Annotated in this window: 36 protein-coding genes, 1 tRNA gene and 1 pseudogene; 21 read left to right on the plus strand and 17 right to left on the minus strand. The window is 60.6% G+C overall.

Annotated features, from left to right (window positions below):
• Window positions 1-2: 2 nt before the first annotated feature.
• The 9 genes from LIX15_RS18335 to rpsB all read left to right on the plus strand — a co-directional run bounded on the left by LIX15_RS18335 (window position 3) and on the right by rpsB (window position 4,550).
• Window positions 3-749 (plus strand): DNA-directed RNA polymerase subunit D, encoded by a 747-nt coding sequence (locus LIX15_RS18335; RefSeq protein ID WP_227774866.1) that lies wholly within the window; start codon window positions 3-5, stop codon window positions 747-749.
• A gap of 144 nt (window positions 750-893) precedes the next feature.
• Window positions 894-978: transfer RNA gene (locus LIX15_RS18340), tRNA-Leu, on the plus strand.
• A gap of 30 nt (window positions 979-1,008) precedes the next feature.
• Window positions 1,009-1,362, plus strand: coding sequence for a 50S ribosomal protein L18e (locus LIX15_RS18345; RefSeq protein ID WP_049970947.1), 354 nt, complete (start codon window positions 1,009-1,011; stop codon window positions 1,360-1,362).
• Complete coding sequence (locus LIX15_RS18350; protein ID WP_227774868.1) at window positions 1,359-1,796, plus strand: 50S ribosomal protein L13; 438 nt, start codon at window positions 1,359-1,361, stop codon at window positions 1,794-1,796. The genes LIX15_RS18345 and LIX15_RS18350 overlap by 4 nt, the downstream gene beginning before the upstream one ends.
• On the plus strand, window positions 1,790-2,185 hold the full coding sequence (locus tag LIX15_RS18355; RefSeq protein WP_227774870.1) for a 30S ribosomal protein S9: 396 nt from the start codon (window positions 1,790-1,792) through the stop codon (window positions 2,183-2,185). Before LIX15_RS18350 ends, LIX15_RS18355 begins: the two co-directional genes overlap by 7 nt.
• Window positions 2,186-2,198: 13 nt before the next feature.
• Window positions 2,199-2,399 carry a DNA-directed RNA polymerase subunit N gene (locus LIX15_RS18360; RefSeq protein WP_049970944.1) on the plus strand — a complete coding sequence of 67 codons (201 nt, stop codon included), beginning with the start codon at window positions 2,199-2,201 and terminating at the stop codon, window positions 2,397-2,399.
• Entirely contained in the window at window positions 2,399-2,578 is a 180-nt protein-coding gene (locus LIX15_RS18365; protein WP_227774872.1) for a DNA-directed RNA polymerase subunit K, read from the plus strand. The genes LIX15_RS18360 and LIX15_RS18365 overlap by 1 nt, the downstream gene beginning before the upstream one ends.
• A complete protein-coding gene (gene eno / locus LIX15_RS18370; RefSeq protein ID WP_227774873.1) occupies window positions 2,575-3,780 on the plus strand; it encodes a phosphopyruvate hydratase in 1,206 nt (401 codons plus the stop codon). Before LIX15_RS18365 ends, eno begins: the two co-directional genes overlap by 4 nt.
• A complete protein-coding gene (gene rpsB, locus LIX15_RS18375; RefSeq protein ID WP_227774874.1) occupies window positions 3,777-4,550 on the plus strand; it encodes a 30S ribosomal protein S2 in 774 nt (257 codons plus the stop codon). Before eno ends, rpsB begins: the two co-directional genes overlap by 4 nt.
• Window positions 4,551-5,006: 456 nt before the next feature.
• Here rpsB and LIX15_RS18380 read toward each other — a convergent pair whose 3' ends face one another.
• Window positions 5,007-5,681 carry a helix-turn-helix domain-containing protein gene (locus LIX15_RS18380; protein ID WP_227774876.1) on the minus strand — a complete coding sequence of 225 codons (675 nt, stop codon included), beginning with the start codon at window positions 5,679-5,681 and terminating at the stop codon, window positions 5,007-5,009.
• Between the two features lie 191 nt (window positions 5,682-5,872).
• Between LIX15_RS18380 and mvk the strand changes: the two genes are divergently transcribed.
• On the plus strand, window positions 5,873-6,856 hold the full coding sequence (gene mvk / locus LIX15_RS18385) for a mevalonate kinase (protein WP_227774877.1): 984 nt from the start codon (window positions 5,873-5,875) through the stop codon (window positions 6,854-6,856).
• Window positions 6,853-7,611, plus strand: a complete 759-nt coding sequence (locus tag LIX15_RS18390) for an isopentenyl phosphate kinase (protein WP_227774879.1) — start codon at window positions 6,853-6,855, stop codon at window positions 7,609-7,611. Before mvk ends, LIX15_RS18390 begins: the two co-directional genes overlap by 4 nt.
• A gap of 115 nt (window positions 7,612-7,726) precedes the next feature.
• On the opposite strand, the gene LIX15_RS18395 is transcribed toward LIX15_RS18390, so the two are convergent.
• The 8 genes from LIX15_RS18395 to LIX15_RS18430 all read right to left on the minus strand — a co-directional run bounded on the left by LIX15_RS18395 (window position 7,727) and on the right by LIX15_RS18430 (window position 12,737).
• The gene (locus tag LIX15_RS18395; protein WP_049970937.1) at window positions 7,727-7,981 is read right to left on the minus strand and encodes a DUF7314 family protein; all 255 of its coding nucleotides are present in this window, start codon (window positions 7,979-7,981) and stop codon (window positions 7,727-7,729) included.
• A complete protein-coding gene (locus LIX15_RS18400; RefSeq protein WP_227774881.1) occupies window positions 7,974-8,354 on the minus strand; it encodes a DUF7315 family membrane protein in 381 nt (126 codons plus the stop codon). Before LIX15_RS18400 ends, LIX15_RS18395 begins: the two co-directional genes overlap by 8 nt.
• A gap of 13 nt (window positions 8,355-8,367) precedes the next feature.
• A complete protein-coding gene (locus LIX15_RS18405) occupies window positions 8,368-9,132 on the minus strand; it encodes a cytochrome b family protein (RefSeq protein ID WP_049970936.1) in 765 nt (254 codons plus the stop codon).
• A gap of 4 nt (window positions 9,133-9,136) precedes the next feature.
• Complete coding sequence (locus LIX15_RS18410; RefSeq protein ID WP_227774883.1) at window positions 9,137-9,931, minus strand: cytochrome b; 795 nt, start codon at window positions 9,929-9,931, stop codon at window positions 9,137-9,139.
• Entirely contained in the window at window positions 9,932-10,780 is an 849-nt protein-coding gene (locus LIX15_RS18415) for a Rieske (2Fe-2S) protein (protein ID WP_227774884.1), read from the minus strand.
• Window positions 10,781-10,783: 3 nt separating this feature from the next.
• Entirely contained in the window at window positions 10,784-11,170 is a 387-nt protein-coding gene (locus LIX15_RS18420) for a DUF7318 family protein (RefSeq protein ID WP_049970933.1), read from the minus strand.
• Window positions 11,171-11,860 (minus strand): plastocyanin/azurin family copper-binding protein, encoded by a 690-nt coding sequence (locus LIX15_RS18425; protein WP_227774886.1) that lies wholly within the window; start codon window positions 11,858-11,860, stop codon window positions 11,171-11,173.
• 88 nt (window positions 11,861-11,948) lie between these two features.
• On the minus strand, window positions 11,949-12,737 hold the full coding sequence (locus LIX15_RS18430; RefSeq protein WP_227774888.1) for a DUF7319 domain-containing protein: 789 nt from the start codon (window positions 12,735-12,737) through the stop codon (window positions 11,949-11,951).
• An 89-nt stretch (window positions 12,738-12,826) separates the two neighbouring features.
• Here LIX15_RS18430 and LIX15_RS18435 point away from each other — a divergent pair, with 89 nt between their 5' ends.
• Window positions 12,827-13,312, plus strand: a complete 486-nt coding sequence (locus LIX15_RS18435; RefSeq protein ID WP_227774890.1) for a DUF7321 family protein — start codon at window positions 12,827-12,829, stop codon at window positions 13,310-13,312.
• Window positions 13,313-13,336: 24 nt separating this feature from the next.
• On the opposite strand, the gene nth is transcribed toward LIX15_RS18435, so the two are convergent.
• Both nth and LIX15_RS18445 read right to left on the minus strand, forming a co-directional pair.
• Entirely contained in the window at window positions 13,337-14,023 is a 687-nt protein-coding gene (nth, locus tag LIX15_RS18440; protein WP_227774891.1) for an endonuclease III, read from the minus strand.
• 233 nt (window positions 14,024-14,256) lie between these two features.
• Window positions 14,257-14,451 (minus strand): hypothetical protein, encoded by a 195-nt coding sequence (locus tag LIX15_RS18445; protein ID WP_227774892.1) that lies wholly within the window; start codon window positions 14,449-14,451, stop codon window positions 14,257-14,259.
• 69 nt (window positions 14,452-14,520) lie between these two features.
• Here LIX15_RS18445 and mvaD point away from each other — a divergent pair, with 69 nt between their 5' ends.
• A complete protein-coding gene (gene mvaD, locus LIX15_RS18450; protein ID WP_227774893.1) occupies window positions 14,521-15,495 on the plus strand; it encodes a phosphomevalonate decarboxylase MvaD in 975 nt (324 codons plus the stop codon).
• Between the two features lie 66 nt (window positions 15,496-15,561).
• Window positions 15,562-16,686 carry an NAD(P)/FAD-dependent oxidoreductase gene (locus LIX15_RS18455; protein ID WP_227774895.1) on the plus strand — a complete coding sequence of 375 codons (1,125 nt, stop codon included), beginning with the start codon at window positions 15,562-15,564 and terminating at the stop codon, window positions 16,684-16,686.
• On the opposite strand, the gene LIX15_RS18460 is transcribed toward LIX15_RS18455, so the two are convergent.
• A complete protein-coding gene (locus tag LIX15_RS18460) occupies window positions 16,683-17,039 on the minus strand; it encodes a hypothetical protein (protein WP_227774897.1) in 357 nt (118 codons plus the stop codon). The two genes, LIX15_RS18455 and LIX15_RS18460, sit on opposite strands and share 4 nt — an antisense overlap.
• 131 nt (window positions 17,040-17,170) lie before the next feature.
• On the opposite strand from LIX15_RS18460, the gene LIX15_RS18465 reads away from it, so the two are divergent.
• Window positions 17,171-17,386 carry a hypothetical protein gene (locus LIX15_RS18465; protein WP_227774899.1) on the plus strand — a complete coding sequence of 72 codons (216 nt, stop codon included), beginning with the start codon at window positions 17,171-17,173 and terminating at the stop codon, window positions 17,384-17,386.
• 50 nt (window positions 17,387-17,436) lie between these two features.
• Here the strand turns inward: LIX15_RS18465 and LIX15_RS18470 are convergent, their stop codons facing one another.
• The 4 genes from LIX15_RS18470 to LIX15_RS18485 form a co-directional block, all read right to left on the minus strand.
• Complete coding sequence (locus LIX15_RS18470; RefSeq protein WP_227774901.1) at window positions 17,437-17,793, minus strand: hypothetical protein; 357 nt, start codon at window positions 17,791-17,793, stop codon at window positions 17,437-17,439.
• A gap of 132 nt (window positions 17,794-17,925) precedes the next feature.
• Complete coding sequence (locus LIX15_RS18475; RefSeq protein WP_227774903.1) at window positions 17,926-18,201, minus strand: DUF6360 family protein; 276 nt, start codon at window positions 18,199-18,201, stop codon at window positions 17,926-17,928.
• A gap of 1 nt (window position 18,202) precedes the next feature.
• The gene (locus LIX15_RS18480; protein WP_227774905.1) at window positions 18,203-19,981 is read right to left on the minus strand and encodes a nitrite/sulfite reductase; all 1,779 of its coding nucleotides are present in this window, start codon (window positions 19,979-19,981) and stop codon (window positions 18,203-18,205) included.
• Window positions 19,982-20,116: 135 nt separating this feature from the next.
• Window positions 20,117-20,419, minus strand: coding sequence for a DUF8134 family protein (locus LIX15_RS18485; protein ID WP_227774906.1), 303 nt, complete (start codon window positions 20,417-20,419; stop codon window positions 20,117-20,119).
• Window positions 20,420-20,735: 316 nt separating this feature from the next.
• Here LIX15_RS18485 and LIX15_RS32855 point away from each other — a divergent pair, with 316 nt between their 5' ends.
• The 6 genes and pseudogenes from LIX15_RS32855 to LIX15_RS18505 all read left to right on the plus strand — a co-directional run bounded on the left by LIX15_RS32855 (window position 20,736) and on the right by LIX15_RS18505 (window position 24,732).
• Window positions 20,736-20,861 carry a DUF8595 family protein gene (locus tag LIX15_RS32855; protein ID WP_265338381.1) on the plus strand — a complete coding sequence of 42 codons (126 nt, stop codon included), beginning with the start codon at window positions 20,736-20,738 and terminating at the stop codon, window positions 20,859-20,861.
• Window positions 20,858-21,646: pseudogene (locus LIX15_RS33280) on the plus strand (CbiX/SirB N-terminal domain-containing protein); the annotation flags it as partial. The gene LIX15_RS32855 and the pseudogene LIX15_RS33280, both read left to right, overlap by 4 nt.
• 60 nt (window positions 21,647-21,706) lie before the next feature.
• A complete protein-coding gene (locus LIX15_RS33285; RefSeq protein WP_345410652.1) occupies window positions 21,707-22,531 on the plus strand; it encodes a DR2241 family protein in 825 nt (274 codons plus the stop codon).
• 4 nt (window positions 22,532-22,535) lie between these two features.
• Window positions 22,536-23,363 carry a uroporphyrinogen-III C-methyltransferase gene (gene cobA, locus LIX15_RS18495; RefSeq protein WP_227774910.1) on the plus strand — a complete coding sequence of 276 codons (828 nt, stop codon included), beginning with the start codon at window positions 22,536-22,538 and terminating at the stop codon, window positions 23,361-23,363.
• Entirely contained in the window at window positions 23,363-24,439 is a 1,077-nt protein-coding gene (locus LIX15_RS18500) for an anthranilate phosphoribosyltransferase (RefSeq protein ID WP_227774912.1), read from the plus strand. Before cobA ends, LIX15_RS18500 begins: the two co-directional genes overlap by 1 nt.
• A complete protein-coding gene (locus LIX15_RS18505; RefSeq protein ID WP_390184531.1) occupies window positions 24,409-24,732 on the plus strand; it encodes a ferredoxin in 324 nt (107 codons plus the stop codon). Before LIX15_RS18500 ends, LIX15_RS18505 begins: the two co-directional genes overlap by 31 nt.
• Here the strand turns inward: LIX15_RS18505 and LIX15_RS18510 are convergent.
• A complete protein-coding gene (locus tag LIX15_RS18510) occupies window positions 24,719-25,393 on the minus strand; it encodes a precorrin-2 dehydrogenase/sirohydrochlorin ferrochelatase family protein (protein WP_227774916.1) in 675 nt (224 codons plus the stop codon). The two genes, LIX15_RS18505 and LIX15_RS18510, sit on opposite strands and share 14 nt — an antisense overlap.
• Between the last annotated feature and the right edge of the window lie 25 nt (window positions 25,394-25,418).

The following is a 25,418-nucleotide window of genomic DNA, read 5'->3' on the forward strand; positions in this document are numbered from 1 at the left end:
ACATGACCGACAACTTCGACGTAGAGTTCATCGACGGCGACGAACACAAGGCGCAGTTCCTCGTTCGCAACGTCACACCGGCGTTCGCCAACGGTATTCGCCGGGCCATGATTGCGGACGTTCCGACGCTGTCCATCGAGACGCTCCGCGTTATCGAGAACTCCTCGGTGATGTTCGACGAGCAAATCGGACTGCGTCTGGGCTTGGTTCCGCTAACCACGCCGCCCGGAGAGTTCGAGGAGGGCGACACTGTAACGCTCAGCCTCGACGTTTCCGGTCCGGGAACCGCGTTCTCGGGCGACCTCATCAGTTCCGATGAGATGGTACAACCCGCCGAGGACAACGTTCCGATCATCGACCTGAAGGACAGTCAGCGCCTCGAGCTGGAGGCCGACGCAGTCCTCGGGACGGGGAAAGAACACGCACGGCACCAAGGTGGCGTTGCGGTCGGATACCGCCACCTGCAGCGCGTCGAAGTCGTCGGCGACCGGGACGAGTTCGGAGAGGAAGACCCCCAGATTCTCCGCGGCATCATCGAAGACGATGGTGAGATCGTTCCGACGGAATCGTTCGACCACGACCTGACCAACCGGTACCCCGGAAAGGAGGTCGAGGTTCACGACGTTCCGAACGCATTCGTGTTCGACGTCGAAAGCGACGGTTCGTTTACCGTCGAGGAGTTGGTCACGCAGGCGGTCGATTCGTTGGCCGAGCGCGCGGACGAACTCGAACAGGCAATTCAATTATAACAATGACAGGCCCTTGGAACACCCCTGACGCGTTCGCCGATTCGACGGAGAGTGTCGACTCTCGGAATCGGCCAACCGAAAGTGGTTTTAAGGGCCGCGGACAACTGTGTGATGCCCACGAGGGTGCGCACGTATTCTCAGCGTGCAGGGATAGCCAAGTCTGGCCAACGGCGCAGCGTTCAGGGCGCTGTCTCGTAGGAGTCCGCAGGTTCAAATCCTGCTCCCTGCACTTCAGTTCTCAGTACTTGGAGGAAGTAGCATGAGTAAAACTAATCCGAGGCTCAGTAGTCTCATCGCCGAGCTCAAGTCGGTTTCGCGCAGCGAAGAAACCGACGTGTGGAACGACGTTGCGACCCGCCTCGAGAAACCACGGAGTACGCACGCGGAGGTTAACCTGGGCCGTATCGAACGATACGCACAGGAAGACGAAACCGTCATCGTACCCGGCAAGGTTCTCGGAAGCGGCGTCCTGCAAAAGAACGTCACTGTTGCCGCAGTCGATTTCTCATCGACCGCGGAGACGAAGATAGAGCAGGCAAACGGCGATCCGATCCAACTCGAACAGGCAATCGAACAAAACCCCAACGGCGCTAACGTGCGAGTGATTCGATGAGTATCGCAGAGTACGACGCTGATGTCATCGTCGACGCCCGCGATTGCATTCTCGGTCGCGTGGCGAGCAAGGTCGCACAGAAGGCAATGGACGGCGAACGAGTCGCCGTCGTCAACGCCGAGGAAGCTATCATCACCGGCGGCAAACAGGACATACTGGACAAGTTCGAGACGAGGTTCAACCTCAGCTCCGACCAAGGTCCGTACTACCCAAAGCGACCGGACATGATCGCAAAGCGCGCGATTCGCGGCATGGTTCCGTACAAGAAGCCGCGCGGCCGGGAGGCCTTCGAGAACATTCGCGTCTACGTTGGCAACCCGTACGACGAGGACGGCGAAGTCCTCGACGGGACGTCGCTGGACCGACTCTCGAACATCCGCTTCGTCCAACTGGGCGAAGTCAGCGAATACCTAGGTGCTAACGTCACATGGTAACGAATACGAGCGGAAAGAAAAAGACGGCAATCGCCCGTGCCACGGTTGCGGAGGGCGAAGGTCGTGTGCGAATCAACTCGAAACCAGTCGAACTGGTCGAGCCGGAGATGGCCCGACTCAAGATGCTCGAACCGTTCCGCATCGCGGACGACGAGCGCGAAGCCGTCGACGTCGACGTCGACGTTTCGGGCGGCGGCATCACCGGACAGGCAGACGCAGTCCGCACCGCGATTGCCCGCGGACTCGTCCAGCATATGAACGACGCAGAACTCCGTGATGCGTTCATGGAGTTCGACCGTTCCCTGCTGGTCAACGACGTTCGCCAGTCCGAACCCAAAAAGTGGGGCGGTCCCGGTGCCCGCGCCCGCTACCAGAAATCCTACCGTTGAGGTGGTTTAACCCATGATGATTCCAGTCCGGTGTTTCACGTGCGGTAAGGTCGTCGGTGAACACTGGCAGGAGTACAAGGCGCGCGCCGAAACCCAGATGGGGAACGAAGACCCCGGAAAGGTTCTCGACGAACTCGGCGTCGAGCGTCACTGCTGCCGTCGAATGATAGTGTCACACAAAGACCTCGTGGACATCGTCGCCCCGTACCAGTAATGGCTCAACAACACTACTCCCGATACGAAAAAGCCCGAATCCTCGGTGCGAGAGCGCTGCAAGTGTCATACGGCGCGCCAGTGCTCATCGAAACAGAGGAGTCACAGCCGATTCTCATCGCCGCAGAAGAGTACGACGCCGGTGTGCTTCCGTTCACCGTCCGTCGGGGGGAGCAATGACGCGCATCGAAAGCGTCAGGCTCCGCCGGATTCTCGACTCTCGCGGTAACGCGACGGTCGAAGCGGACGTGCTGACCGAAAGCGGTGGCTTCGGCCGTGCCGCCGCACCGAGCGGCGCGAGCACGGGCGAATACGAAGCGATAGAACTCGACCCCGGCGAGGCAATCGCCTCGGCGCGGGAACACGCCGTTCCACGCCTCGAAGGGAACGTCTACGTCGGCGACCAGCGCGACGTTGACACCACCCTCCGCTCGGCGGACGGCACGGACAACTTCTCGGAAATTGGCGCGAACAGCGCCGTTGCAATCAGCATGGCCGCCGCGAAGGCCGCGGCGGACGTGCTTGGCGCACCGCTCTACCAGCATCTCGGTGGTGCGTTCCGCGGTGACACCTTCCCGGTGCCGCTCGGAAACGTCATCGGGGGTGGCGAACACGCCGCGGACGCGACCGCGATTCAGGAGTTCCTCGCGGCACCCGTCGGCGCGCCGAGCGTACAGGACGCGGTGTTCGCAAACGCCGCGGTGCATCAGGAAGCCGCGAACATTCTCGACGAGCGGGACGTCCCCTCGGCCAAAGGTGACGAGGGTGCGTGGGCACCGTCAATCGACGACGATGAAGCGTTCGAAGTGATGGACGAAGCGGTTTCGACCGTCGCGGACGACTTCGGCTTCGACATTCGGTTCGGCCTCGACGTGGCGGGTGCCGAATTGTACGAGGACGGCGAGTACCACTATCGCGACCAGACGCGCTCGACCGACGAGCAGATAGAGTACGTCGCAGACCTCGTAGACGAGTACGACCTCGTCTACGTCGAAGACCCGCTTGACGAGAACGATTACGACGGCTTCGCCGAACTCACCGACGCGGTCGGTGACCGAACGCTCATCTGCGGTGACGACCTGTTCGTCACCAACGTCGAGCGACTGTCCGACGGCATCGAACAGGATGCCGGAAACAGCATCCTCATCAAGCCGAACCAAATCGGCACGCTTTCGGATGCCTTCGACGCCATCGAACTCGCCGTCGAAAACGGCTACGACCCAGTCATCTCGCACCGAAGCGGCGAAACCGAGGATACGACCATCGCACACCTCGCCGTTGCGACCGACGCCCCGTTCATCAAGACGGGGTCGGTCGGCGGCGAGCGAACCGCCAAGCTCAACGAACTCATCCGAATCGAGCAGAACGTATCACGATTATGAGCGATAACGAATCAGAACAGGTAGAAGAAGAAACGGACGGTCTCGACGCCGCGGAAGAAGAAGTCGATGCGGAACCGACCGGCGAGTCCGGTGCGGAACCCGACATCGACCCCGACGAGGATGTCGGTGCGCAGACGGAAGAGACCGAAGAAGAACCACAGTTCGACAAGGACGTACTCGGCGACGAGGAGGCAGACCTCCTCATCCCCGTCGAGGACTACCTCGGCGCTGGTGTCCATATCGGTACGCAACAGAAGACCGAGGACATGGAGCGGTTCATTCACCGCGTTCGTACGGACGGTCTGTACGTCCTCGACGTGAGTAAGACCGACCAGCGAATCCGCACGGCCGCGGACTTCTTGTCCAACTACAACCCGGAGCAGATGTTGGTCACGTCCTCGCGCCAGTACGGTCGCTTCCCGGCCGAGAAGTTCGCCGAAGCGGTCGGCGCGCGCGCTCGCACGGGTCGCTTCATCCCGGGAACGCTGACGAACCCGAAATACGACGGTTACATCGAACCCGACGTCGTCGTCGTCACCGACCCGATCGGAGACGCACAGGCGGTCAAGGAGGCCATCACGGTCGGCATCCCCGTCATCGCCATGTGTGACTCCAACAACAACACGAGCAACGTCGACCTCGTCGTCCCGACGAACAACAAAGGTCGCAAAGCGCTGTCGGTCGTCTACTGGCTGCTCGCCAACGAGACACTCGACCGCCGCGGTGCCAAACCCGCTTACTCGCTCGACGATTTCGAGAGCGAGATTTAATCGAATTTTCGACTCCGAACTGCGCTGTTTTCCGGATTGGTCGTGCTAACGCAGAATCCTCAGAGACGTCTCGTTCATCGGTAATGGCCCGTTCGAAATTGCCGGTCGAAGGTGCCCTCGTGTAAAAGCGCTTGATGGTGCAACCAATGCAGTAACCACGTAGTCGGACGGATACACGATGATGGGTGGGAGACGGATTTTAGACTGTCAAGCGTGCGAATGGGTCGCCGACACGGCGACGAACGGGCGCGAAGAGTCGAATCGACGGGCGATAGCACACTTCAGTAAAACTGGCCATCCGATTACGTGCCGCGAACGATGCCATTCGTTTCGTGCGTTCTCGGGTCGATATTTTGTCTCGAAGTGACCGCCGTCAAAAACCGACTCCTCCGCGACGCGAATCGAGAGGGTCGCGGTCAACGAACTGATTGCGTCACTGGACGTTCCGTCGGTCAGCTACTTCGAGGAACCAGCACCTTCACCGAGGATGAGCGCGTTTTCCACGAGACTGCCGTGGCCGCGGCGCAAGCGCTCGGAAATTGCTTGATGTGAGATTCCGAGTTCCTCGGCGAGGTCGTCGGCTGTCGCTTTGCGAGGAACCTGATAGTAGCCGTGGTCGTAGGCGAGCGTGAGCGTGTCCTGTTGGTCTTCTGTGAGCCCAAATCGACCCCTTCGTCCCTCGTCCAATCGATAAATGTTGAGAACGTCGAGCGTCAGCCCGTGGTTTTCACAGTAGTCGTAGGTGCGCGAGAGCGCCTCCCGTTCGGGAAAAACGATGCGGAGATTCCAGCAGCTGTGGTTGCCCATCGCCGCGAGAATCGTCCCGTCTTCTTTGACGAGGATTTGGATGAGGGCGCCTATCTGGTCCACCCAGCCCATCTGGTAAAGCCACTCGTCCTCTAAATTGGCGAGCAACTCGATGTCCTTGACGGACGGATCTTCGGCGAGCGCCGTTTCGATGTCTTCGCGGCTACTTTTCTCGCTGCTAATCCAGACGAACGGCATGACTTCGTCGTCGTCGTGAGCGACGACGCGCTCGATTTCGAAGCTTAAATCTTCGAGCGCGGCTAGCGACTGACTCAATGCAAACTCGTCGGGAGGGATTTCGACTTCGACGACTGTCGCAGTCATATGATGACAGTGGTCGCCACCTACGATATATGCGTTGACTCGGTCTCCCACGTGAATCTACCGTCGTCAGCGAACCATTTGGACTCAGTCGGCCGTTTTCGGCGGAATTTCTCGGGAGTCGCGCGCGCATCTACGCCAGCGACGCAATCCATTCGAAAAAAGTGATACCCCCCGCTCACCGAGAGTACGACATGACCGTTTCGAGTGCCCCGGGGAAGGTGTATCTGTTCGGGGAACACGCCGTAGTGTATGGCGAACCCGCCGTTCCTTGCGCCATCGAGCGTCGGGCGACGGTGGCAGTCGAATCGCGCGATGACGACCGTCTTCGCGTTCATCTTTCGGATCTCAGCATCGACGGATTCACCGTCGAATACAGCGGTAGCACCGACGAAACACCCGACGTGAACGTCTCCGAATCGCTCGTTCAAGCGGGAATCGGCTACATCGACGCCGCAATCGAGCAGGCCCGCGATGCGACCGACAGGCCGGACGCTGGTTTCGACATCACCGTCGAAAGCGACATTCCGCTGGGTGCCGGGCTCGGCTCCTCCGCGGCGGTGACCGTTGCCGCAATCGACGCCGCAACGCGCGAAGTCGGCGTGTCGCTTTCGAGCGACGAAATCGCAGACAGAGCGTACCGCGCGGAACTCACGGTACAGGACGGCGAGGCTTCGCGTGCGGACACGTTCTGCTCCGCAACTGGTGGCGCGGTTCGCGTGGAAGGAGACGACTGTCGAGCCGTGAAATCGCCGGAATTGCCCATTGTCGTCGGCTTCGACGGCGGTGCTGGCGACACGGGCAAACTCGTGGCTGGCGTTCGCGCGCTGCGCGAGGAGTACGAGTTTGCGGGCGACACGGTGCAAAGTATCGGCGACATCGTCCGACAGGGAGAGCGCGCGCTAGCCGAGGGCGACACTGAGGAGCTCGGAAGGCTGATGAACTTCAACCACGGCCTGCTGGAGGCGCTCGGCGTTTCCTCGCGCTCGCTCGACAACATGGTCTGGGCGGCCCGCGACGCGGGTGCGCTCGGGGCGAAACTAACCGGTGCGGGCGGCGGCGGCTGTATCGTCGCCCTCGACCCGACCGACGAAACCGAGACGGCGCTCCGATTTACGCCCGGATGTGAAGATGCGTTCCGCGCCGAACTGGACACCGAGGGGGTGCGCGAAGAATGAGCCTCACCGTCCTCAAACTCGGCGGAAGCGTCATCACGGACAAAGACCGCGCCGACACGCTCGACGGCGAGACGCTCGGGAAAGTCAGCGATGCAATCGGCGACGCGACCGTGGACGACCTCGTGTTGGTTCACGGCGGCGGCAGTTTCGGCCACCACCACGCGAGCGAACACGGCGTATCGAAAACGACCGGGAGTAGCGACATCGACGCCGTTACGGACATCCACGGCGCGATGAAAACCCTGAACAACTTCGTCCTATCGCGGCTTCACGACCGAGGGATTCCGGCCGTTCCCGTCCATCCGTTCTCCGCCGCGGTGAGAGACGCAACTGCGTCTCTCACCCTCCCGACGTCGCAAATCGAAACGATGCTCGAAGAAGGATTCGTCCCCGTCCTCCACGGCGACGTGGTCGCCCACGAGGGCGAAGGCGTCACCGTCGTCAGCGGCGACGAACTCGTCGTTTCGGTGGCGCGCCACCTCGACGCCGACCGCGTTGGGTTCTGCTCGACGGTTCCGGGAGTGTTGGACGAGAACGACGACGTTATTCCCGAAATCACGGCCTACGAAGCTGTCGCGGACGTACTCGGCGAGAGCGAATCGACTGACGTAACCGGCGGCATGGCCGGAAAAGTTCGCTCGCTTCTCGAACTCGGTGCCTCGGCGTCGATTTTCAGCCCGGACGACGTGTCTTCGTTTCTCGATGGAGAAACGCCCGGAACGCGAATTGATGCCGCAGGCGAGCGGACAGACTGAGTTTATAAGCGAGTTTGGGCTGATTTCTCCGAGCTAACAGCTACGTGCGTACTAGAAGACGAAAGAAGAGGTAGATGCTTTTTGCTGGTGGCTCGTTTTCGATTCGACGCCGCAACTACTGTCGCGCCAGTCGAAGTTGGCGAATGCCTGGGATGATAACCCAGAAGAACAGCATGCCGAGGATAGCGAACCAAAAGAACGCTTCGCGGAGTATTATAGCGAGGCTACCGTACATATCGAGACCAGTCGGAACCTCACCAATGAGTTGCGTATCTTCGAACCCGGGTGTCGTGTACCAGCCCGAGAGAACCATCCAAGCGAAACCCGCACAGGTGGCAATACTGAGTCCCTTTATGAATTCGTCAGCCATTGTTTGACGGTTCGTCGGAGTCGTCTTTAGACTTTCCCATTCCCTCAGCGCGGAAGCGAGTGGAGAAGGCGTACACGACCGTCCCTGCTACAATAAGGAGGAGTCCGAAAATCGCAAGAGAGTAGTTAACCTCCGAAATCGGCGCGCTCGCACGGTTGGTTGCAAAATCCAGTGCGATGAACCCACCGACGACGGTGAAGACTGCGAACATCGTCGAGAAGACGGTGACGATTTTGTACAGTTGTAACGGAACGACGACGTCGCGGGACGCGATACCGGTCGAACTTTCATTCGTATTCGGCGCATCATTCCCGTCGCTCTCGTCCTCGAAAGCCGAGTAGCTAGTCTCTGATTCGTCGTCGCGTGAAGACATAAAGAAAGTCGGGTTATTTCGGCGGCCGCAGGCGGTAGTACCGGCGGTTGAGGCTGAACATGTATCCTTCCCGCATCGACTTCAGCACCGCGTAGGTGATGGTTCCTGCTGCGATGGGCAGGAGGAACGTCAGGTCGAAGAGCAGGTGCGAGTCGATGGGCATCAGGTTCTTGATGGCGAGCGTGCTGATGGTGAGGGAGAAGACGACGCCGAACATACCAACCGCGGCCCAGAACGGTTGTTCGACTGGTCGTCGGGCGCTCCCCTTGTTGAGGAACGGCACGATGGCGATGATGCCGACGACGACGCCGTTCGCCACGACACCGTAGGTTCGGTCTGCCATCAGCTTGTCGCCGCCGAGGATGGCGAGTTCGGGGTTCAGTGGCCCTAACTTCAGCAGGCCGAACGACCAGTACAGATACCAGTCGGGCAAGATAATCGCTGGCGTCGAACTCGGGTCGGCCGGTGGGCCAAGGTGAGGTGGGAGCGCAGCGGCGAGGAACAGAATCATCCCGACGAAAAAACTCGTAATGGAGAGGTTACGAATCATTTCGTGGGGCCACGTCGGGAACGCGAGCACGTCACGTTCGACGTAGCTCGATTCCTGTCGCAGGTCTTCGTCTTCTCTGCGCGAGCGCTCGAAGTATTCGTATGTCAGCCGGGAGAGTCCCTGCGTGCGCTGTTTCCGCTCAAGCCACGAGGGAGTCTCGTCGTCCGGCGAGACGATGCCGGTACCGCTTCCGTCGGTTCGGGGTTCGGGTTCGTTTTCGTCGGTCATTGTATCAGTGTGGTTCTGCGATGCCCTGCATCCAGACGATGCCGATGTGTACCGCGATGAGCGTCGTCACGACGAACGGGAGCAAGAACACGTGCAGGATGTACATCCGTTGCAGTGTCGCCTGACTCAGGCTGAAGCCGCCGAACAGGAGCTGTGCGACCCATTCGCCAATGAGCGGCACGGACAAGCTCATTTCGACGCCGATCTGTCCCGCCCAGAACGCCAACTGGTCCCACGGGAGTAGGTAGCCCGTGTATCCGAACACCATCGTCAAACTGATAAGGATGATGCCGAGAATCCAGTTGACCTCGCGCGGTTCCTTGTACGCGCCCGTGAAGTAGACACGGAGCATGTGAAGGAACACCGCCGCCACCATCACCTGTGCAGACCAGCGGTGGATACTCCGGAGCATGAATCCGAAGTTGAGGTCGGTCATGATGTACGCTAACTGGTTGTACGCGGCCGTGGGGTCGCCCGCCGTCGATGGCGAGTAGTAGAACCCGAGTAGCGCACCGCTAACTGCGGCCACTACGTATGCGATAGTCGAGAAACTACCCAGTGCGTACAGCGGATACCAGTACCAGAATTTGTTGTCGAGTCCGTACTGCTCGGTGTGGCTTTTCGGCATCTGGAGGTTGACGCGGTAGTACAACGTCTCCAGTATTTCGAGGTAGTCCACGATGCGGAACCGTTTGTCCATCCAGATGAGCGTCGTGAGGAACGTCGTCTCGATGGGAGTGAGTTCCTTCTCGCGGAGCCACTCACCGTGGTCGTGTTCGTCTTTGCGTTCGATACTCATTTAGTCATCCTCCGGCCGTGGCAGTGCCACGAACGATTCCTTGACGATGCTGAAGGGGTCGTACACCGACTGGTGGCACGGACAGTAAATCAGATCCGCGGCACCGAACTTCGCGCTTCCGGGGTCGCCCTTGAACATCGGCACACAACAGAAATGTGTACATTTGTTCAGATTGGCGATGAAACCCTGTTTGGTGCTCGCTTTGAGCCATTCGTTTTCGTTCGCCATCTTCTCTACCTTCGTGCTTCGAATCAACTGGACGGTCATCGTCTGGCTCGCTTCAACGTCCTGCGAACGCCACGTCACCGTCGCTGGCTTCCCGAGACCGGCTTTCCCGACGTTGTTGCCCCACGTCTCGTAATCGCTGAAATCATCGACGTGAACTTTGTTTCCGGCTTCGACCTCGCTCGATTGCCAATCGTACTTCGCCCCTTCCTTGTATCGGAAGTAGTTGTCCATGTCGGCGTCGGGCTTGATACCCTTGTAGGTCTGGACGCCGCAGTACTGGAACCAGTTCGCCGAGTAGGTCATGCCGCCGACTTCCGCCTCTGCGACCGTCACTTCTCGACCCTGCTCCGTCCTCGTCGATGCTTCCGGGAAGAAGCCCTTGACGTATCCCTCATCGTCGATTTTGATGGGAATCTGGGGCATACCACGTGGAGCGGGGCCTGCGGTGTTTTCCATCCCCATGAATTGCGTGATACCACCGCCTTCACCGGATGGGGCCGTCGTCGTCTTGAGCGAGGCGGCTCCCGCGGTTCCAACACTGGCGAGCGTCGCGCTTCCGACGACGCCTTTGACGAATCGGCGGCGACCTGTGCTCTCTGGATATTTGTCGTCTCCTGCCATAGTTTATCGTTTGTAGTAGGGGTACACTGCTCGTTTGAACTGTTCCCATGCGTCTCCGAACGACTCGGTTCCGTACTGCTCTTCCTCACGCACGTAGAGGTCTTCCCACTTGCGACGACGCTTTTTGACGATCATTACGTCGGGGAGGAACTCCTTGCGATACAGCATGAGGATGAACGCGAGGTCAACGAAGATGACTGCGAGAACGCCACCGAGGTACATGTTACCGAGTTCGGTCAGACCCCATCCGTTGAGGAGACCGTAGGTGAACAAGCCGACGAACACCACTTCGATAATCGTCAACAGGACGATTGCGATGGCGGCAGTCGTACTTTCTCGCGCCGGTTCGTATCGGTGTATGTCGCCGTATGTGCTTCCTGACGAGGACATCTATCTGTTCCCTCCGCTAGTGTGTGGAGATTCGCCGTACTTCAGGAAGAAGAACGTAAAGATGAGCGACATAACCATCATCAGAATCGTCGCAATTCCAACGTAGTGCGCCTGAAACGGCACGCCCATGTGTTCCGGGTCGGCTTCCGCAGAGCCACCGCCGCCGCCGCCACCACTACTACCGACCGTGATAGTGCCGGTCATGCCAGCTGATTCGTGGGGGATGCACACGTACTCGTAGGAGCCTTCGGTGTCGAAGGTGTGACTGTAGGTGTGGCCCGTGTCGAAGGTTTCGCTCTCGCTGCCGCTTCCTTCCCAGCCGGCCCCGTCGGGTTGGCTGGTGGGAATCACGTTGTGGGTGTCGGATTCCCAGACCCACTCGACGGTGGTGCCCGGCGAAATCTGGAGCTCGGCTGGTTCGAAAACGAGCTCGCCGCCCGGTCCGACGGTAACCGTCTCCGAACCGCCGCCACCGCCGCCGCCTCCTTCTGATTGATTCCCGCTAGACTGGTTTCCATTTGACTGGTTGCCACCGCCTGACGTCGTCGTCTGAGTGCCGCCAGTCCCGTTGCCGCCGGACTGGTTGCCACCTCCGGACGTCGTCGTCTGCTGCGCACCAGCGGGTGCCGCCGCCGCGGCAGTTCCGCCAGCAACGCCGCTGGCCGCCAGTAGAAAGTCCCGCCTCTTCATACATGTGTTGGTCAGGATGGGACTTGCTTAAACCCACCGATGCCGCGGGAGTGCCAACATCGACAGTGTGGGAACTGCTCCCGCCGGTTCAGTCGTCTCGTTCGTCTTCGTCTTCCCGGAGAAAGTCGGGTCGATAGTCGGAATCAACGCCAGCGGAGCGCAAGCGATTTCGGTACTCTTCCGACCGGAATCTGTCGGAAAGTCGGGCGTTCGCCACGATGAGCAGGACGAAAAATCCGAAGACGAAGAAGCCACCGCCGACGAGGGCCAACAGGGGTGCGCCGTCTTGGATATTTTCCGAAACGCTAACAATTTCGAAGTAAACGAGGAACCACGCAATCATCATCCCGAATCCAGCAACGACGTGGATGGCCGCAATCACCTGCATCAACTTGTTGCCGAGTTCGCCGCTCCCTTCTGGTACCTCGTCGGGGTTGGGGAGCTGGTCGCCTTCCGGCATCTCCGGCACGTCGTACTCCTCCATCGACGCCAGCGCAACCGTCGGTTTCACGTCGCGGAGGACGGTTCCGCGCCCTTCGACGCTTCCATCGGGATAGACCACGGCGTAGCCTTCGTCCGAATAGGCGACCAGCAGGGGTTCACCCTCGTGGGAGGTTCGCTCGATGACGGCGAACACCTCCCGGATTGCGACGCGATGTTTCAGGTCGGCTTCCACCCGGTCGAGCAGTTCCCTGCCCGTAATCCACGTGTCCGGGTCGAACGCGGCCTCCCACTCTTCGAGTGACATCTCCGCCATATCTTCCGGGCCGAAATCCTCGAAGTCGTACTTTTCATCGACCTCGCGGCGAAGTTCCTCGCGGGATTCCTCCGGCGCGTCTTCCCCTGCGCCCTGCGTCCCACTGTCGGAGTCAGCCATTGTTCGGACGTTATGCTTGGATAGCTAAACATCTTCTGTCCTGCCCGACGTTTCGGACGGTTTAACGCGCCCCAGTCTAACCACCGACTATGGTAAGCGACGCGGCGATTGCATCGGTGGTCGCGCTAGTCGTGACGGCGAGTTTTCCGTTCTACCTCTACGGCGCGTGGATAATCATCGAAGCCGAAACGGTGACGTGGGACGTTCTCACGCATCATCTGAAATTCATCGTCACCGGCCTCCTGCTGACGACGGTTCCCGCAGTGGTGTGGATGATTCCGCGATTCGAACGCCAGTTCGGCGGCCTCGCGGCGGTTCACGCCTTCCTCGGACTGCAAGCCTACGCAATGCTGATTCTCGCGCTCACGGGCATCGTCAGAATCTTTCAGGTCAAACGCGCCCACGATTTGTACGGCACGCCGAATCCCGGCATGGACATCAGCGAACTCCACGAAAACATGGATTCGTGGCGGTGGCGGCTTCGCGCCGGTGTCGCGGGCTACATCGTCTTCTGGCAGTTGACGTGGGTACTCGGTATGGCCCGATTTCTCATCCTGCACACTGATTACTTCTGACGCGCTGTGGCCGCTCGTTTCTCCTTATCCCCACGCCTCGCCGCTGGCGAGGTCAATCTCATTATCGACCTTTGAGGAGGGACAGATGTCCTCCAGCACGCAGTCACCACAGTCAGGGTTTCGGGCCTTACAGGTCGCCCGTCCGTGGCTGATAAATAGGTGGGTCAGCCACTGCCAGTCCTCTTCGTCCACGAACGTCATCAGGTCGGTTTCGATTTTCTGCGGTGTCTTCTCCTCCGTCAATCCCAATCGACGTGAAAGACGTTGAACGTGCGTATCGACCACGATTCCCTCGACCACGTCGTGGCCGTGCTGAAGCACCACGTTGGCTGTTTTGCGCCCGACGCCTGTTAGGTCGGTGAGTTCGCTCATCGTGTCCGGCACCTCGCCGTCGTGTTCCTCGATGATGGTCTGGCACGCGCTGTTTATCCACTTCGCCTTGTTGTTGTAGTAGGTGATTGAGTTCAAATCCTCGGCCAGTTCGTCCACGTCGGCCTCGGCGAAATCCGACACCGACTGGTACTTTTCGAACAGGTGTTCCGTCTCCTTGTTCACGCGCTCGTCGGTACATTGGGCCGAGAGCATCACCGCGATGAGCAGTTCGTGGCGCGTCGAGAAGTTGAGCGAGATGGTTGCGTCCGGATATTCGTCGTACAGTCTGTCGAGAATTTCCTCCAGTTGTTCCTCTCGCGTGTCGAGTTGGACGCCCATGCGATGTGGTTAGTGGGACGGGCTTTCAGTCGTTCGATGTTTGCGAGAAAAGCGACGAAGGTACAACTGTGGAGTTTGTCGAGTTTCGGGGTTTACGAGAGTGAGAAAACAACTAACGGTGGAGACGGGTCGTTTACAAATCACGACTCTATGCCACGCCTGCGAAAGACTTCGTCTTTCGCGGCACCTGAAAACCATCGGTTTTCCGTGACTTGCAAACGCGAAGCGTTTGCTCACCCGAGGAAATCCCCGATTTCCCCCGGCTCGCCTGCGAGTCTGGTGGCAACGGGCGAGTGAAGGAGGGAAGGAGTGGCGAAGCCACGAGTGACCGACTGAGCGAGGGCGTCCTTTGTAGCCGTGATTTCTGCGGTCGCAGTGGCTCCAGTTCGTTCGAACGCGGTTTTCACAAATACACGCTCAAACTCCACATTTCTTCTTCGCTCTCCCCCTTACCGTATTCCAGAGAGTTTAAACGCCCGTCACACAGCCATCGACGTATGAAAGCGACCGCGAAGGCCCACCCGATACAGGGACTCGTCAAGTACCACGGAATGCGCGACGAAGAAGAGCGTTACCCCTACCACGACAGCATCAGCGTCTGTACCGCCCCGAGCTACACGAAGACGACCGTCGAGTTCGACAACTCGCTCGATTCCGACATCTTCGTCGTTGACGGCGACGAACTGACGGGGCGGAAGGCAGACCGCGTCAGGACAGTAGTCTCCCGCGTGCGTGAACTTGCGGACATCGACAGCTGCGTTCGCCTCGAAAGCGAGAACAGTTTCCCGTCCAACGTCGGCCTCGGGTCGTCTTCGTCCGGGTTCGCCGCCGCTGCGATGGCCAGCGCGGAGGCTGCCGGACTCGACCTCTCGCGCCCCGACATCTCGACCATCGCTCGCCTCGGGTCGTCCTCCGCGGCGCGCGCCGTGACGGGTGGCTTCTCCGACCTCCACATGGGGCTGAACGACTACGACTGCCGTTCTGAGCGACTCGAATCGCCGCTCGAAGACGACGTTCGAATCGTCGCTGGACTGGTTCCGGCGTACAAGGAAACCGAAGAAGCCCACCGCGAAGCCGCTGACAGTCACATGTTCGAGGCCCGACTCGCGCACATCCACGACCAACTCGTGGAGATGCGGGATGCCTTGCGGGAGGGTGATTTCGACCGCGTCTTCGAGACGGCGGAACACGATTCGCTTTCGCTCGCCGCGACGACCATGACCGGCCCGGCGGGGTGGGTGTACTGGAAGCCCGAAACCATCAAAATCTTCAACGAGGTGCGGCGACTGCGCGAAAAAGAGGACGTTCCGGTCTACTTCTCCACCGACACGGGCGCGAGCGTCTACGTCAACACGACGGCGGAACACGAGGAGTACGTCGAGGAAGTCATTGCCGACTGCGGCGTCGAAACCATGCGCTGGAAGGTCGGCGGCCCTGCCGAAATCCTCCCCGAAAGCGACGCTCTGTTCTGAGGACAAACGCGAACCCCTGTTCTAGCGGGGAGTACGCCTTTAGCCCTCCTGTTCCAATCTACTCCCATGCAGATTGCTGTCCTCGGTGCTGGCTATGCTGGTCTTACCCTCGCCAGAAAACTCGAACGCTCCCTTCCGGACGACGCGAACTTCGTCGTCGTCGAGCAGACTGGGAAGCATCTGGTGCAACACGAACTCCACCGCGTCATCCGCAGGCCGTCACTGGCGGACGACATCTCGATTCCCTTAGAAGACGTTCTCGACTGCGAAATTCGGGAGACGAGAGTCGAATCCATCGACCCGGAGGAAAACGTAGTTGTGTTCGAGGATGGGGAACTCGAATACGATTACGCCGGAGTTTGTCTCGGTGCGGAAACCGCCTTCTACGACCTGCCGGGCGTCGAAGAGCACGCAACTCCCCTGAAGCGATTACATCAAGCAGAAACGATTCGGGAGGAGTTCTTCACCAACGAAGGCGGCCGCGTCGTGGTTGGCGGGGCGGGACTGTCGGGCGTGCAGGTCGCGGGCGAACTTGCCGCGCTCGCCCGCGAGGAAGAGATGAACACGGAAATCGTCCTGTTGGAGCAGTTCGCCACCGTCGCTCCTTCCTTCCCGAGCAATTTCCAGCAAGCGGTGGAGAAAGAACTCGAAAAGCGTGATGTCGAGATACAAACCGGAACAGCAGTCAAACGCGCTGACGACGAGGAAATCATGCTGGCCGACGGAACCGTGCTCCCCTACGACCAGTTCATCTGGACGGGGGGCATTCGCGGCCCGGATGCCCTCGGCGGTGACCGCCCGCAAGTCGATAGCACGCTCCGACTCGGCGACGGAACCTTCGTCGTCGGCGACGCTGGAAGGGTCGTGGATGCAGACGGCGAAGCGGTTCCGGCGAGTGCCCAATCCGCGATTCGAGAGGCCAGAGTCGTCGCAGCAAATATCGCGCGACTGGTGGAGGACAAAAGTGATGGAGACGGTGACGTGTTCGACACGCGACTCGAACAGTTCAGCTTCAATTCGCCCGGATGGCTGGTTTCCGTGGGGGACGGTGCGGTCGCACAGGTTGGGCCAACAGTCGTCACCGGCAAGCCAGCGAAAGCACTCAAAACGACGGTCGGCGCGGGGTATCTGTCCTCAGTCGGTGCTGTTCGGAATGCGGTGGATTTGCTCGGAGAAGAGTTGGGCAATTAGATGCCCGGAATGCCGAGCGCTTCGAACGTCAACACGTTCATGATGGCCAGCGCGTAGGTGATGGCGACGACCGAAAGCCAGCCGATAAGTGCGATTCCAATCGCGTTGCCCCATCCGCCGGGGTAGCGGAAATTGATGACCCAAATCCACGCGACGAGGACGACTATCCAGCCGAACAGCCACCCGAGGAGGAATGCGACGATGACACCGACTATCGACCCGACGATGGCCGTGATGAGCGCGTATCCGTAGTCGTCGGTTCCCGTCACGACTCGCGCACCGATGTAGATGCCGAGCGCGCCGATAAGCAGGCTCACGACGAACCCGACAACTGACCCAGTGAGAGATATCATACGAACCGTTCTACGACGAACTTATTTTTATATGAACCGCTTGTCCCTCGGTAGGATGCGACGTGGCCGAAAGATATATTACGAATGAATCCAGCAGTAGCTTTAAGGTACTGGCCTATCCTTGCCTCACCATGGCACGCGAAAACGCAATTGACACGATTTTGATGGGTGCGGTTGGAGCAGGTGCCGTCGCAGTAATCGGCACACGAGTGGTCAAATACTACCACGAACGACAGCGACGTTCGAAGCCACATGTCGTCTGCACAGACTGTGGGGAGGCGATGCCTGTCGGTGAACTACTCGACCCGGTCATCACCTGCGGCTGTGCGACGATTCGAACGGACTGAAAAAACCGCGTGCCAGACGTTCACTTTCAACAAAATCGAGCCGGGGAACGTTAGACGCGGCCAAGAGTGCCGCGAAGCCCCCGCTCAGCTACTCCGATGAGGAGCAGGGCGAAGAGAGCGACGACGAGCCAGCGTCCCGTCTGGGAACTGACCGCCTCCGCGAACAGCCCCAGCAGGTCGAAACCGACGGCCTGGCCGAGTGCGAACAACAACAACACGAAGCCGATGACCGCGAGTCCCGACATCAAGCCGGTCTTCGCGAGCCAGTTCGACGACTTCTCGTTCTTGCGACGCGCGTTCTGCGCTTGTGATTGCCGTTTCGCACCGCCCTGTCCAGCAGTTTCTTTCTGTGTGGTTCGTTGACTGCTGTCGTTACGGTCTCTATCGCCGTTTTGTGGTTGGGGCATAATGAATCATCCCCGAGAGGAGAAAGAACACCCGAACCTAAAGTTATAGAGCAGTTAAACGGCATGTTACGTGGTGTCTATGGAGATTCACGGAGCAAGTATTCAGGAGCGAGACGACGTCGTGCTGACCGCTTACTCCACCGACTCCGCATATCGCTCCAACTCTCCAGCCAACTCCCGCGCCTGTTCCGGCGACAACGTAACCGTGTCGGCGTGGGCGGGCAGATGCTCCAACCCCGTGTTGTCCAGTTCGAGTTGGAGCAGTACCTCGTCGGGTGCATCCTCTCCGCGTGGCGTTTTGACGTTCAAAACGCCCACGGCTTCCTCCGTCCAGCCGTGACCTTCCGCGACGGCGTCTACGAGGTCGAACGTGGTGTAGGCGTTCACCGACAGGATGCGGTCTGGCATCTCAGTCGTCTCCTGAAATCGCGTCGTCCGGGCTGTTCGGGGCCGGACTGGCGTCCATTGCGTCGTCCTCGGCGTACGGGTACCACGTCTTCTTCGTGTTGTGCATGTATGGGTCGTCGTAGGAGGTCTCCTCCGGCTTGGCGAGCGTTTCCAACCGGTCTTCGTGGCGGGCTTGAACGAACTCGCGGAACGTTTCGCCGTCTTCGCGTTCCTCCGCGAAGCCGCGTATCAGGTTCCGAATCGCGCCGGGAACCTCATCGGCGGCGATTCGCTCTCGAATCCACGTCGCGAAGCTCGGGTCTTTGCCGAGACCGCCGCCAACGCCGATGTCGAGGGCTTCGACCGCCTCGCCGTCTTTGCGGGTTTTCATCCCGCGCAGGCTGATGTCGGCGATTTGTGGTTGTGCGCAGGAAGCGGTACAACCCGACAGGTGGATGTGGAAGTTCTCCACGTCCTCCGGCAGTTCGACGTTGTCCCGAAGCCAGCGCGAAAGTCGCACTTGCCGGTTCTTCGTCTCCACGATAGAGAGTGAGCAGAATTCGGTTCCGGTACAGGCGATGGACCCGCGCTGGAAGGGGTGCGGGTCGGGACTGTAGCGGTCGAACAGCGGTTCGTCCAGCATCGCGTCGAGGCGGTCTTCGGGCACGTCCGTCAGGATGATGTTCTGCCGTTGGGTGAGTCGGGCCTCGCCGGAACCGTATTTCGTGGCGATGTCGGCCATCTCGATCATGTCCTCCGCGCCGACGCGTCCGACGAGGACGTTCAGGCCGACGTAGTAGTTTCCGTCGGGTTGTTCGTGGACGCCGACGTGATCCGCGTGCCCGTGGTCGTCCGGAACTCCGGCGTTGTACGAATACTCCTCGCGGAGGTCGTCGCCCGCCGTTTTGAGGTAGAAATCGACGTACTCCTCCTGTAACACCTTTCGAATCTTCTCCGGACCCCACTCGTCCACGAGGAACTTGATGCGGGCGCGACGGCGATTCTCGCGGTTGCCGTAGTCGCGGAACAGTCCGGAGAGACCGCCCAAGACCGGAACGACTTCGTCCGGTTCGGCGAACACGTCGATATCTCGCGCGAAGCGCGCTTCGCGCCCGGCGAGTCCGCCGCCGACGCGGACATTGAATCCACGAACCGTTTCGCCGTCGATCTCCTTCTCGGCAGGTTCGATGCCGATGTCGTTGATGTCGCCCTGTCCGCAGCCTTCCCGGCAGCCGGTGACGGATACCTTCCACTTCCGGGGAAGATTCGCGTATTCGGGATTGCCTTTGAAGTTCTCGTTCAAATCCTTGACGACGGGGAGGGCATCCACGAATTCGCGTTCGTCCTTGCCCGCGACCGGACAGCCGACGATGTTGCGCCACGAGTCGCCACAGGCCTGCTTGGTCGAGAGTCCCGCGTCCTCCAATCGTTCCCAGATTTTCGGCACGTCCTCGATGTTTATCCAGTGGAGTTGTACCGCCTGTCGCGTCGTCACGTCGGCGTAGCCGTTTCCGAATTCCGGATTTTCGGCCGGACCGACGGCGAAATCGCGCGCGATTTCGCCGATAACTCGCAGTTGTCCGGGTTCGAGGACGCCGCTCGGCGGCCCGATTCGCATCATGAAGTAGCTCTCTTGGCCGTCGCGCTGGTGGTACAGCCCCCACCATTTGAACCGCTCGAACCACGCGTCGTGCTCGTCGTCCGGAATGGCGTCCCAGCCCTCCTCGGCGAATCGGAGCATGTGTTCCCGTATCTCCTCGCCGTACACCTCGTCCTTCCATTTCTCCACGTCTGTCGGCATGGGACATCGTACAGAATCCACCCGTAAACCCCCGCGCTCCGCGTCAATGTCCGCCGGGGGTCGGGAATACCGGCAAGAATCGCGGCGACGTGCGACGCGAGAACTGGACGACGGATGGATGTGACGGTAGATGGATTATTTCGGGGAGTGGACGCCCTCGACTGCGACGGAGCGGAAACGGCTTTCACCCATCTTTCCAACTTGGAGCCAGCCCGTCGTCCCGCGTTCGCCACAGCCGATACACTGTCCCCCGGCGCGGGCTTCGACCCGGCGCCCATCGACCCCCACGTCGGTGAACACTTCGACGACGAAAAAGGCGACCCCGCAGTCGCAGATGTCGTGGCGAGCGAGCTTCCAGACGTTGCTCACGCCGACGATTCGGGTGTTGTTCACGTTCACCCACGCGCCCTCGTCCAGCGTGCGAACCGCGATAACCATATCGCAATATCGGGCTGCCCGCGACCTGAACGCGTCGGCAGTCGCAATCCACGCCGCGTCGGATGACGCGTCACAGCGGGCTGAACTGCCGATTTCGGTTCCGTATCGACATAAAATCCGAAAACAGCCAGCTCGCGGATGTCAGAGATACCCTCGAATGTTACCGTAACGTGGGAGCATCGGCTGGTATTACGCCAAGACGCACCGTTTAGGAGTCGTACCGTAAACCGAGGGGTGATGAGAAGAAACGACAGCGACGAACGTTGGTTCCTCCGCGACGCAGTCGCGGAACCGGCGAATCGGGAGGTGGCGCGACGTGAGCGATAGACAAGAAACCGACCATCTGGAGGACGTTCCGGACGGGAGCGGCTGTACCGAAATCTGGGAACACCTCTCGGAGCGTCGAGACGCGGACGAAGAGGAGGAAACGGTCGAAGAATGAGGAGCTCTGCACTCGTACTGGTCGGGCACGGGTCGCATCTCGACCCGAAATCCGCCCGACCGCTGTACGACCACGCCGACGAAATCCGCTCGCGGGGCGTTTTCGACGCCGTCCACGAGGCGTTTTGGAAGGAAGCGCCGTCGCCCCGCGAAGTGCTCCGAACCGTCGAACAGGACGAAGTGTACGTCGTCCCGCTGTTCACCAGCGAGGGGTATTTCACCGAACAGGTGATTCCGCGCGAACTCCGAATCGCGGACGATTGGAACCTCGACGTGGACAAATCGGTGCGGTACACCGACCCCGTCGGCACGCACGAGGCGATGACGGCGGTCATCGCCCGGCGTGCCGAGCGCGTGACCGGAAAGCCCGAAATCGGTTCCGGCGTCGGACTCGCGGTCGTCGGACACGGCACCGAGCGCAACGAAAACAGCGCCATCTCGACGCAAACCCACGCAGACCGCCTCCGAAAGCAGGGGCGGTTTGACGAGGTTCGAGCGCTGTTCATGGACGAAGCACCGCGAATCGACGACCTCACCGACCGTTTCGAGAGCGACGAACTCGTCGTCGTTCCGCTGTTCATCGCGGACGGCTACCACACGCAGGAAGACATTCCGGAGGACATCGGGTTGACCGACGACGCACACGCTGGCTACTACGTTCCCGCCGAAGTGGACGGCAAAACCGTCTGGTACGCCGGAGCGGTCGGAACGGAGCCGCTGATCGCGGACGTTGTTCTCGAACGCGCGGGGGATGCGGGGGCCGAAATAGAAGCATCGGAAACCGGAGTCGAAACGGGGAACGTTCAAAAATCGGAGCATTCGACGTTCGACCACCGCCGTACATTTTTGCGGTGGCTGGAAGGCACGAACCACCCAGTTTCGGAACGCGACAACGAACCGGACACGAAGAGCGGAATCGAAAAAACGTGGGGTGAACTCTCGATCACCGTCCGTTTGATCGATGCTGCGGAACGCGAATACGAGGTTCGCCACGTCGAAGACCGCGACGAAGACAGCTCGGCTCTCGAAACCTACCGCGACCCGACCGCGGTACGCGACCTGTCGCGGTTCACCGACGGTGGCGACTACCGCCCGCTACGAACAGCCCCGAATCTGCCGACCGGGTGGTCGTTCGAAACGGAGAATCCGGACGAACTGTATCGGGTCGTGGATTGGGTGTATCCCGCGGCGGTGACCAACTGGAACCGGGAACGCGAAGACGCTCTCGACGTGACTCATTTCGTGGAAACGGCAGACCGCCAAACGGGGATGTACGCGGAAATCGGGAATATAGACGAGGACGCGCTGGAAAACGCGGTCGCGGCCTGCTGTTCCGACTCGCAATGTCTCAAACGCCGGGAGTGGGATGCGAGCGAAAGCGAGGAAATCGACGTTCCGCGCGGCGACGGCGAGTTTCCGTGTCGGGAGCCGTGTTCGTTGTTCGTCGCCGCGGTGCGGGAATTTCTGGCGACCGAACGGGGGGATCGGGAAAACGAATTCGGGGACGAAGACGAACCGAGATTCGAGCAATCGGAGCGCGACGCGGACGAGCGACCGGCGTTCGTGGACGGTACCGCGGAGTCGTCCGTCCGCGACGGCGACGTGAGCGACCCCGCGAACCGTTACCGGGCGCGCTATCGCCGCGCGAAGCGGTTCGCAGAGGAGCGATGATACGATGCACACAGGAACAGTTTATCTGGTCGGTGCAGGACCGGGCGACCCGGAACTGCTGACGGTAAAGGCACGCAAACTACTCGACGCGGCGGACGCGGTTCTCCACGATCGGTTGGCCGACGACCGAATCGTGGACTCCTGTTCGGACGCCGCCGAAATCGTTTCGGTCGGAAAGCGACCCGGCCCCGACGGCGAGCGAACCACGCAGGAAGAGATTCATCACCTGATGGTTCGGAAGGCGCGCGAAGGGAAGGATGTGGTTCGACTGAAAGGGGGCGACCCGACGGTGTTCGGCCGCGGCGGCGAGGAGGCGGAGCACCTCGCTGCCGCCGGAATCGACTTCGAAATCGTCCCCGGCATCACGAGCGCCGTCGCGGGGCCGGGAGTCGCGGGCATTCCGGTCACGCACCGCGACCACGCGTCCTGCGTCACCGTCCTGACAGGCCACGAAGACCCGACGAAACCGGAGAGCGCGCTCGACTGGAACGCGCTTTCCGCCACCGTACGGGCGGGCGGAACGCTCGTCATCCTGATGGGGGTCGGCAGACTTCCGGACAACGTGGCCGCGCTTCGGGCTGGCGGGGTTCCGGAAGATACCCCGGTCGCGATGGTCGAACGGGCGACCCGCGACGAGGAGTTCACCGTCACCGGAACGCTCGGAACCATCGTGGAGCGTCGGGACGAAGTCGGTATCGAACCACCCGCGGTAACCGTCGTCGGCGATGTGGTGAACGTTCGTGACAGGGTCGTCGAGTACCTCCAAGGCGCGCCGTCGGTGGGATTCGCCCCCGCGCCCGAGACGGCCGTCTCCGACAGAGGTGTCGAGTAATGGCGCAGAAGGAGTTGCGAGATTTGATGTCGCAGGTCGGCTCCGGCCCGAAATCCGCCGAGGACATGAGCTACGAGCAGGCGTACTCCGCCTTCGAACGAATCCTCTCCGGCGACGCCGACCCGACCGCACTCGGCGGGTTTTGGCTTGCGAACCGCTGGAAACGCAACACGCCCGAGGAATTGGCCGGATTCCTCGACGCCATGCGGGAGAATTCGGTCGAAGTCGCGTCGTCGGAGGCGGTCGCTTCCCCCGACGCGACTCCGGTTGACTGCGGGGCGAACTACGACGGCAAGCGCGAAACGGCACTGCTCGGCGTGGCGGCGGGGTTAGTTTCGGCCGCCTCGGGGATACCCGTCGTCGTCCACAGCGGCGACCGAGTTCCGATGTCCGAGGGATGTGCGTATCGACACGTCCTGTCGGAACTCGGCGTCGAAACCGACCTCGAACCCGAGGAAAGCGCGAAGATGGTCGATTCGGTCGGCTTCGGATTCTACGACCAATCGCGGTTCAACCCCGACGTCTATGCGCTCCTCGACCGTCGCTCCGCGGTCGGCGTCCGGACGTTCATTAACACCGTGGAGACGTTAGCGAACCCCGCCGACGCGCGGGTTCACCTCGGCAGTTTCTACCACCTTTCCTTCGCGAAACGAATCATCGACACGCTCCGGGAGAGTCGAACCTCGACAGTCGAACGCGCCATCCTGTTCCAGGGGTTGGAAGGCTACGACGACGTTCGACCGGGATACACGAAAGTCGCCGAGTGGAACGAGGCGACGGGAGAAGAGGGCGAGTTAACCGACTACGAAATCGAAACCGCGAACTACGGCATGTCGTTCGAGCGCGACGACCTCGAAGTCGAATCCGTCGCCGAGGACTCCGCGCGAATCACCGAATCCGTGCTTTCGGGCGAGCGCGACGACCGCTTCGCCGACGCGGTCGCGCTCAACGCGGCGTTCAGAATCTACGCCGGGGGCGGCGCGGAGTCGCTCGATGACGGTCTGGAGACGGCGAGGAGGACGATTGCGGACGGGGAGGCGCTCGAATCCCTTTCGGAATTGCGGAGGGTATCGTGACGAATGCGCCGCCGGTTGCGGAGAAGCCATACAAGATCGTCTTCGAGGGCGGGCGCTGTTTCGGCGCTGGAAAATGCGCCGAGGTGGCGGACAACTGGGAGATGGATTTTTCGACCGGATTGGGAGCGCCGAAAACGTACTTCGTCGGCGAGGATGAACTCGACGAAAACGTCCGCGCCGCGGAGGTCTGCCCGGCAAAAAAGGACGCCGGAGTCATTCACGTCATCGACCGGAAAACCGGCGACGAAATCGCGCCGAACCCGCACGGCGACGGAACCGTTAGTCTCGATTGAGGACGTCGGCGACGATTCTCTCCGCTTTTGCTCGTGCGGTGATTCCAACGAAATCACCGCACGAGTCGCGCTCACTTTGTTCGTGCTCGATGGCGTCCCACACCGATTCGGATTCGACGACCGCGCGAATCGCATTCCGGCGAACGTTCGCCGGAACGCCTTCGTTTTTCAACTCCTGCCGAACCTCCGCGGTCAGTTCGGCCATCGCGTCCGCGCGGGAAAGCAGCGGTTCGATTCGCTGGCGAAGATATTTGCTCAAAGCGGGGCTTCGTCCGCCGGTTCCGACCGCCGCAACAACCTCCCCGTCTCGCACCGTTGCCGGAACGACGACGCTCCCGACCCCGCGATTTCCGTGTCTATCGGCGCGATTAACGAGGATATTCCGTTTCTCGGCCTCTTTCTCGATGGTCTCGTTGAGCGCGCCGTCGTCGGTCGCGGCGACGACGAGCGCGGGGGACGCTCGGTCGAACCATCCCGGAAGGTCGTCCGGCGAAAGATGCGCTTTAATCTGTGCGGCGACGCGAAGTTCGTCCACGAACGCCGCGCCCACGACGATGACGTCCGCCTCTTGCGCGAAAAACCGGGCTTTCCGACATCCGACGCGGCCCCCGCCGAAGACGAGGACAGTTTCGTCCGCGAAGTCGTGAAACAGGGGGAGCATTCGACTCGGAAATCGCAGGCGAGCG

It is taken from the genome of Haladaptatus pallidirubidus (assembly GCF_020700235.1).
Lineage (GTDB): Archaea > Halobacteriota > Halobacteria > Halobacteriales > Haladaptataceae > Haladaptatus > Haladaptatus pallidirubidus.

Excerpts from the sequence above, each read along its gene's own strand:
- LIX15_RS18335 (WP_227774866.1), top strand. The coding sequence starts at position 3 with ATGACCGACAACTTCGACGTAGAGTTCATCGACGGCGACGAACACAAG.
- LIX15_RS18345 (WP_049970947.1), top strand. The coding sequence starts at position 1,009 with ATGAGTAAAACTAATCCGAGGCTCAGTAGTCTCATCGCCGAGCTCAAG.
- LIX15_RS18350 (WP_227774868.1), top strand. The coding sequence starts at position 1,359 with ATGAGTATCGCAGAGTACGACGCTGATGTCATCGTCGACGCCCGCGAT.
- LIX15_RS18355 (WP_227774870.1), top strand. The coding sequence starts at position 1,790 with ATGGTAACGAATACGAGCGGAAAGAAAAAGACGGCAATCGCCCGTGCC.
- LIX15_RS18360 (WP_049970944.1), top strand. The coding sequence starts at position 2,199 with ATGATGATTCCAGTCCGGTGTTTCACGTGCGGTAAGGTCGTCGGTGAA.
- LIX15_RS18365 (WP_227774872.1), top strand. The coding sequence starts at position 2,399 with ATGGCTCAACAACACTACTCCCGATACGAAAAAGCCCGAATCCTCGGT.
- eno (WP_227774873.1), top strand. The coding sequence starts at position 2,575 with ATGACGCGCATCGAAAGCGTCAGGCTCCGCCGGATTCTCGACTCTCGC.
- rpsB (WP_227774874.1), top strand. The coding sequence starts at position 3,777 with ATGAGCGATAACGAATCAGAACAGGTAGAAGAAGAAACGGACGGTCTC.
- LIX15_RS18380 (WP_227774876.1), bottom strand. The coding sequence starts at position 5,681 with ATGACTGCGACAGTCGTCGAAGTCGAAATCCCTCCCGACGAGTTTGCA.
- mvk (WP_227774877.1), top strand. The coding sequence starts at position 5,873 with ATGACCGTTTCGAGTGCCCCGGGGAAGGTGTATCTGTTCGGGGAACAC.
- LIX15_RS18390 (WP_227774879.1), top strand. The coding sequence starts at position 6,853 with ATGAGCCTCACCGTCCTCAAACTCGGCGGAAGCGTCATCACGGACAAA.
- LIX15_RS18395 (WP_049970937.1), bottom strand. The coding sequence starts at position 7,981 with ATGGCTGACGAATTCATAAAGGGACTCAGTATTGCCACCTGTGCGGGT.
- LIX15_RS18400 (WP_227774881.1), bottom strand. The coding sequence starts at position 8,354 with ATGTCTTCACGCGACGACGAATCAGAGACTAGCTACTCGGCTTTCGAG.
- LIX15_RS18405 (WP_049970936.1), bottom strand. The coding sequence starts at position 9,132 with ATGACCGACGAAAACGAACCCGAACCCCGAACCGACGGAAGCGGTACC.
- LIX15_RS18410 (WP_227774883.1), bottom strand. The coding sequence starts at position 9,931 with ATGAGTATCGAACGCAAAGACGAACACGACCACGGTGAGTGGCTCCGC.
- LIX15_RS18415 (WP_227774884.1), bottom strand. The coding sequence starts at position 10,780 with ATGGCAGGAGACGACAAATATCCAGAGAGCACAGGTCGCCGCCGATTC.
- LIX15_RS18420 (WP_049970933.1), bottom strand. The coding sequence starts at position 11,170 with ATGTCCTCGTCAGGAAGCACATACGGCGACATACACCGATACGAACCG.
- LIX15_RS18425 (WP_227774886.1), bottom strand. The coding sequence starts at position 11,860 with ATGAAGAGGCGGGACTTTCTACTGGCGGCCAGCGGCGTTGCTGGCGGA.
- LIX15_RS18430 (WP_227774888.1), bottom strand. The coding sequence starts at position 12,737 with ATGGCTGACTCCGACAGTGGGACGCAGGGCGCAGGGGAAGACGCGCCG.
- LIX15_RS18435 (WP_227774890.1), top strand. The coding sequence starts at position 12,827 with ATGGTAAGCGACGCGGCGATTGCATCGGTGGTCGCGCTAGTCGTGACG.
- nth (WP_227774891.1), bottom strand. The coding sequence starts at position 14,023 with ATGGGCGTCCAACTCGACACGCGAGAGGAACAACTGGAGGAAATTCTC.
- mvaD (WP_227774893.1), top strand. The coding sequence starts at position 14,521 with ATGAAAGCGACCGCGAAGGCCCACCCGATACAGGGACTCGTCAAGTAC.
- LIX15_RS18455 (WP_227774895.1), top strand. The coding sequence starts at position 15,562 with ATGCAGATTGCTGTCCTCGGTGCTGGCTATGCTGGTCTTACCCTCGCC.
- LIX15_RS18460 (WP_227774897.1), bottom strand. The coding sequence starts at position 17,039 with ATGATATCTCTCACTGGGTCAGTTGTCGGGTTCGTCGTGAGCCTGCTT.
- LIX15_RS18465 (WP_227774899.1), top strand. The coding sequence starts at position 17,171 with ATGGCACGCGAAAACGCAATTGACACGATTTTGATGGGTGCGGTTGGA.
- LIX15_RS18470 (WP_227774901.1), bottom strand. The coding sequence starts at position 17,793 with ATGCCCCAACCACAAAACGGCGATAGAGACCGTAACGACAGCAGTCAA.
- LIX15_RS18475 (WP_227774903.1), bottom strand. The coding sequence starts at position 18,201 with ATGCCAGACCGCATCCTGTCGGTGAACGCCTACACCACGTTCGACCTC.
- LIX15_RS18480 (WP_227774905.1), bottom strand. The coding sequence starts at position 19,981 with ATGCCGACAGACGTGGAGAAATGGAAGGACGAGGTGTACGGCGAGGAG.
- LIX15_RS18485 (WP_227774906.1), bottom strand. The coding sequence starts at position 20,419 with ATGGTTATCGCGGTTCGCACGCTGGACGAGGGCGCGTGGGTGAACGTG.
- cobA (WP_227774910.1), top strand. The coding sequence starts at position 22,536 with ATGCACACAGGAACAGTTTATCTGGTCGGTGCAGGACCGGGCGACCCG.
- LIX15_RS18500 (WP_227774912.1), top strand. The coding sequence starts at position 23,363 with ATGGCGCAGAAGGAGTTGCGAGATTTGATGTCGCAGGTCGGCTCCGGC.
- LIX15_RS18510 (WP_227774916.1), bottom strand. The coding sequence starts at position 25,393 with ATGCTCCCCCTGTTTCACGACTTCGCGGACGAAACTGTCCTCGTCTTC.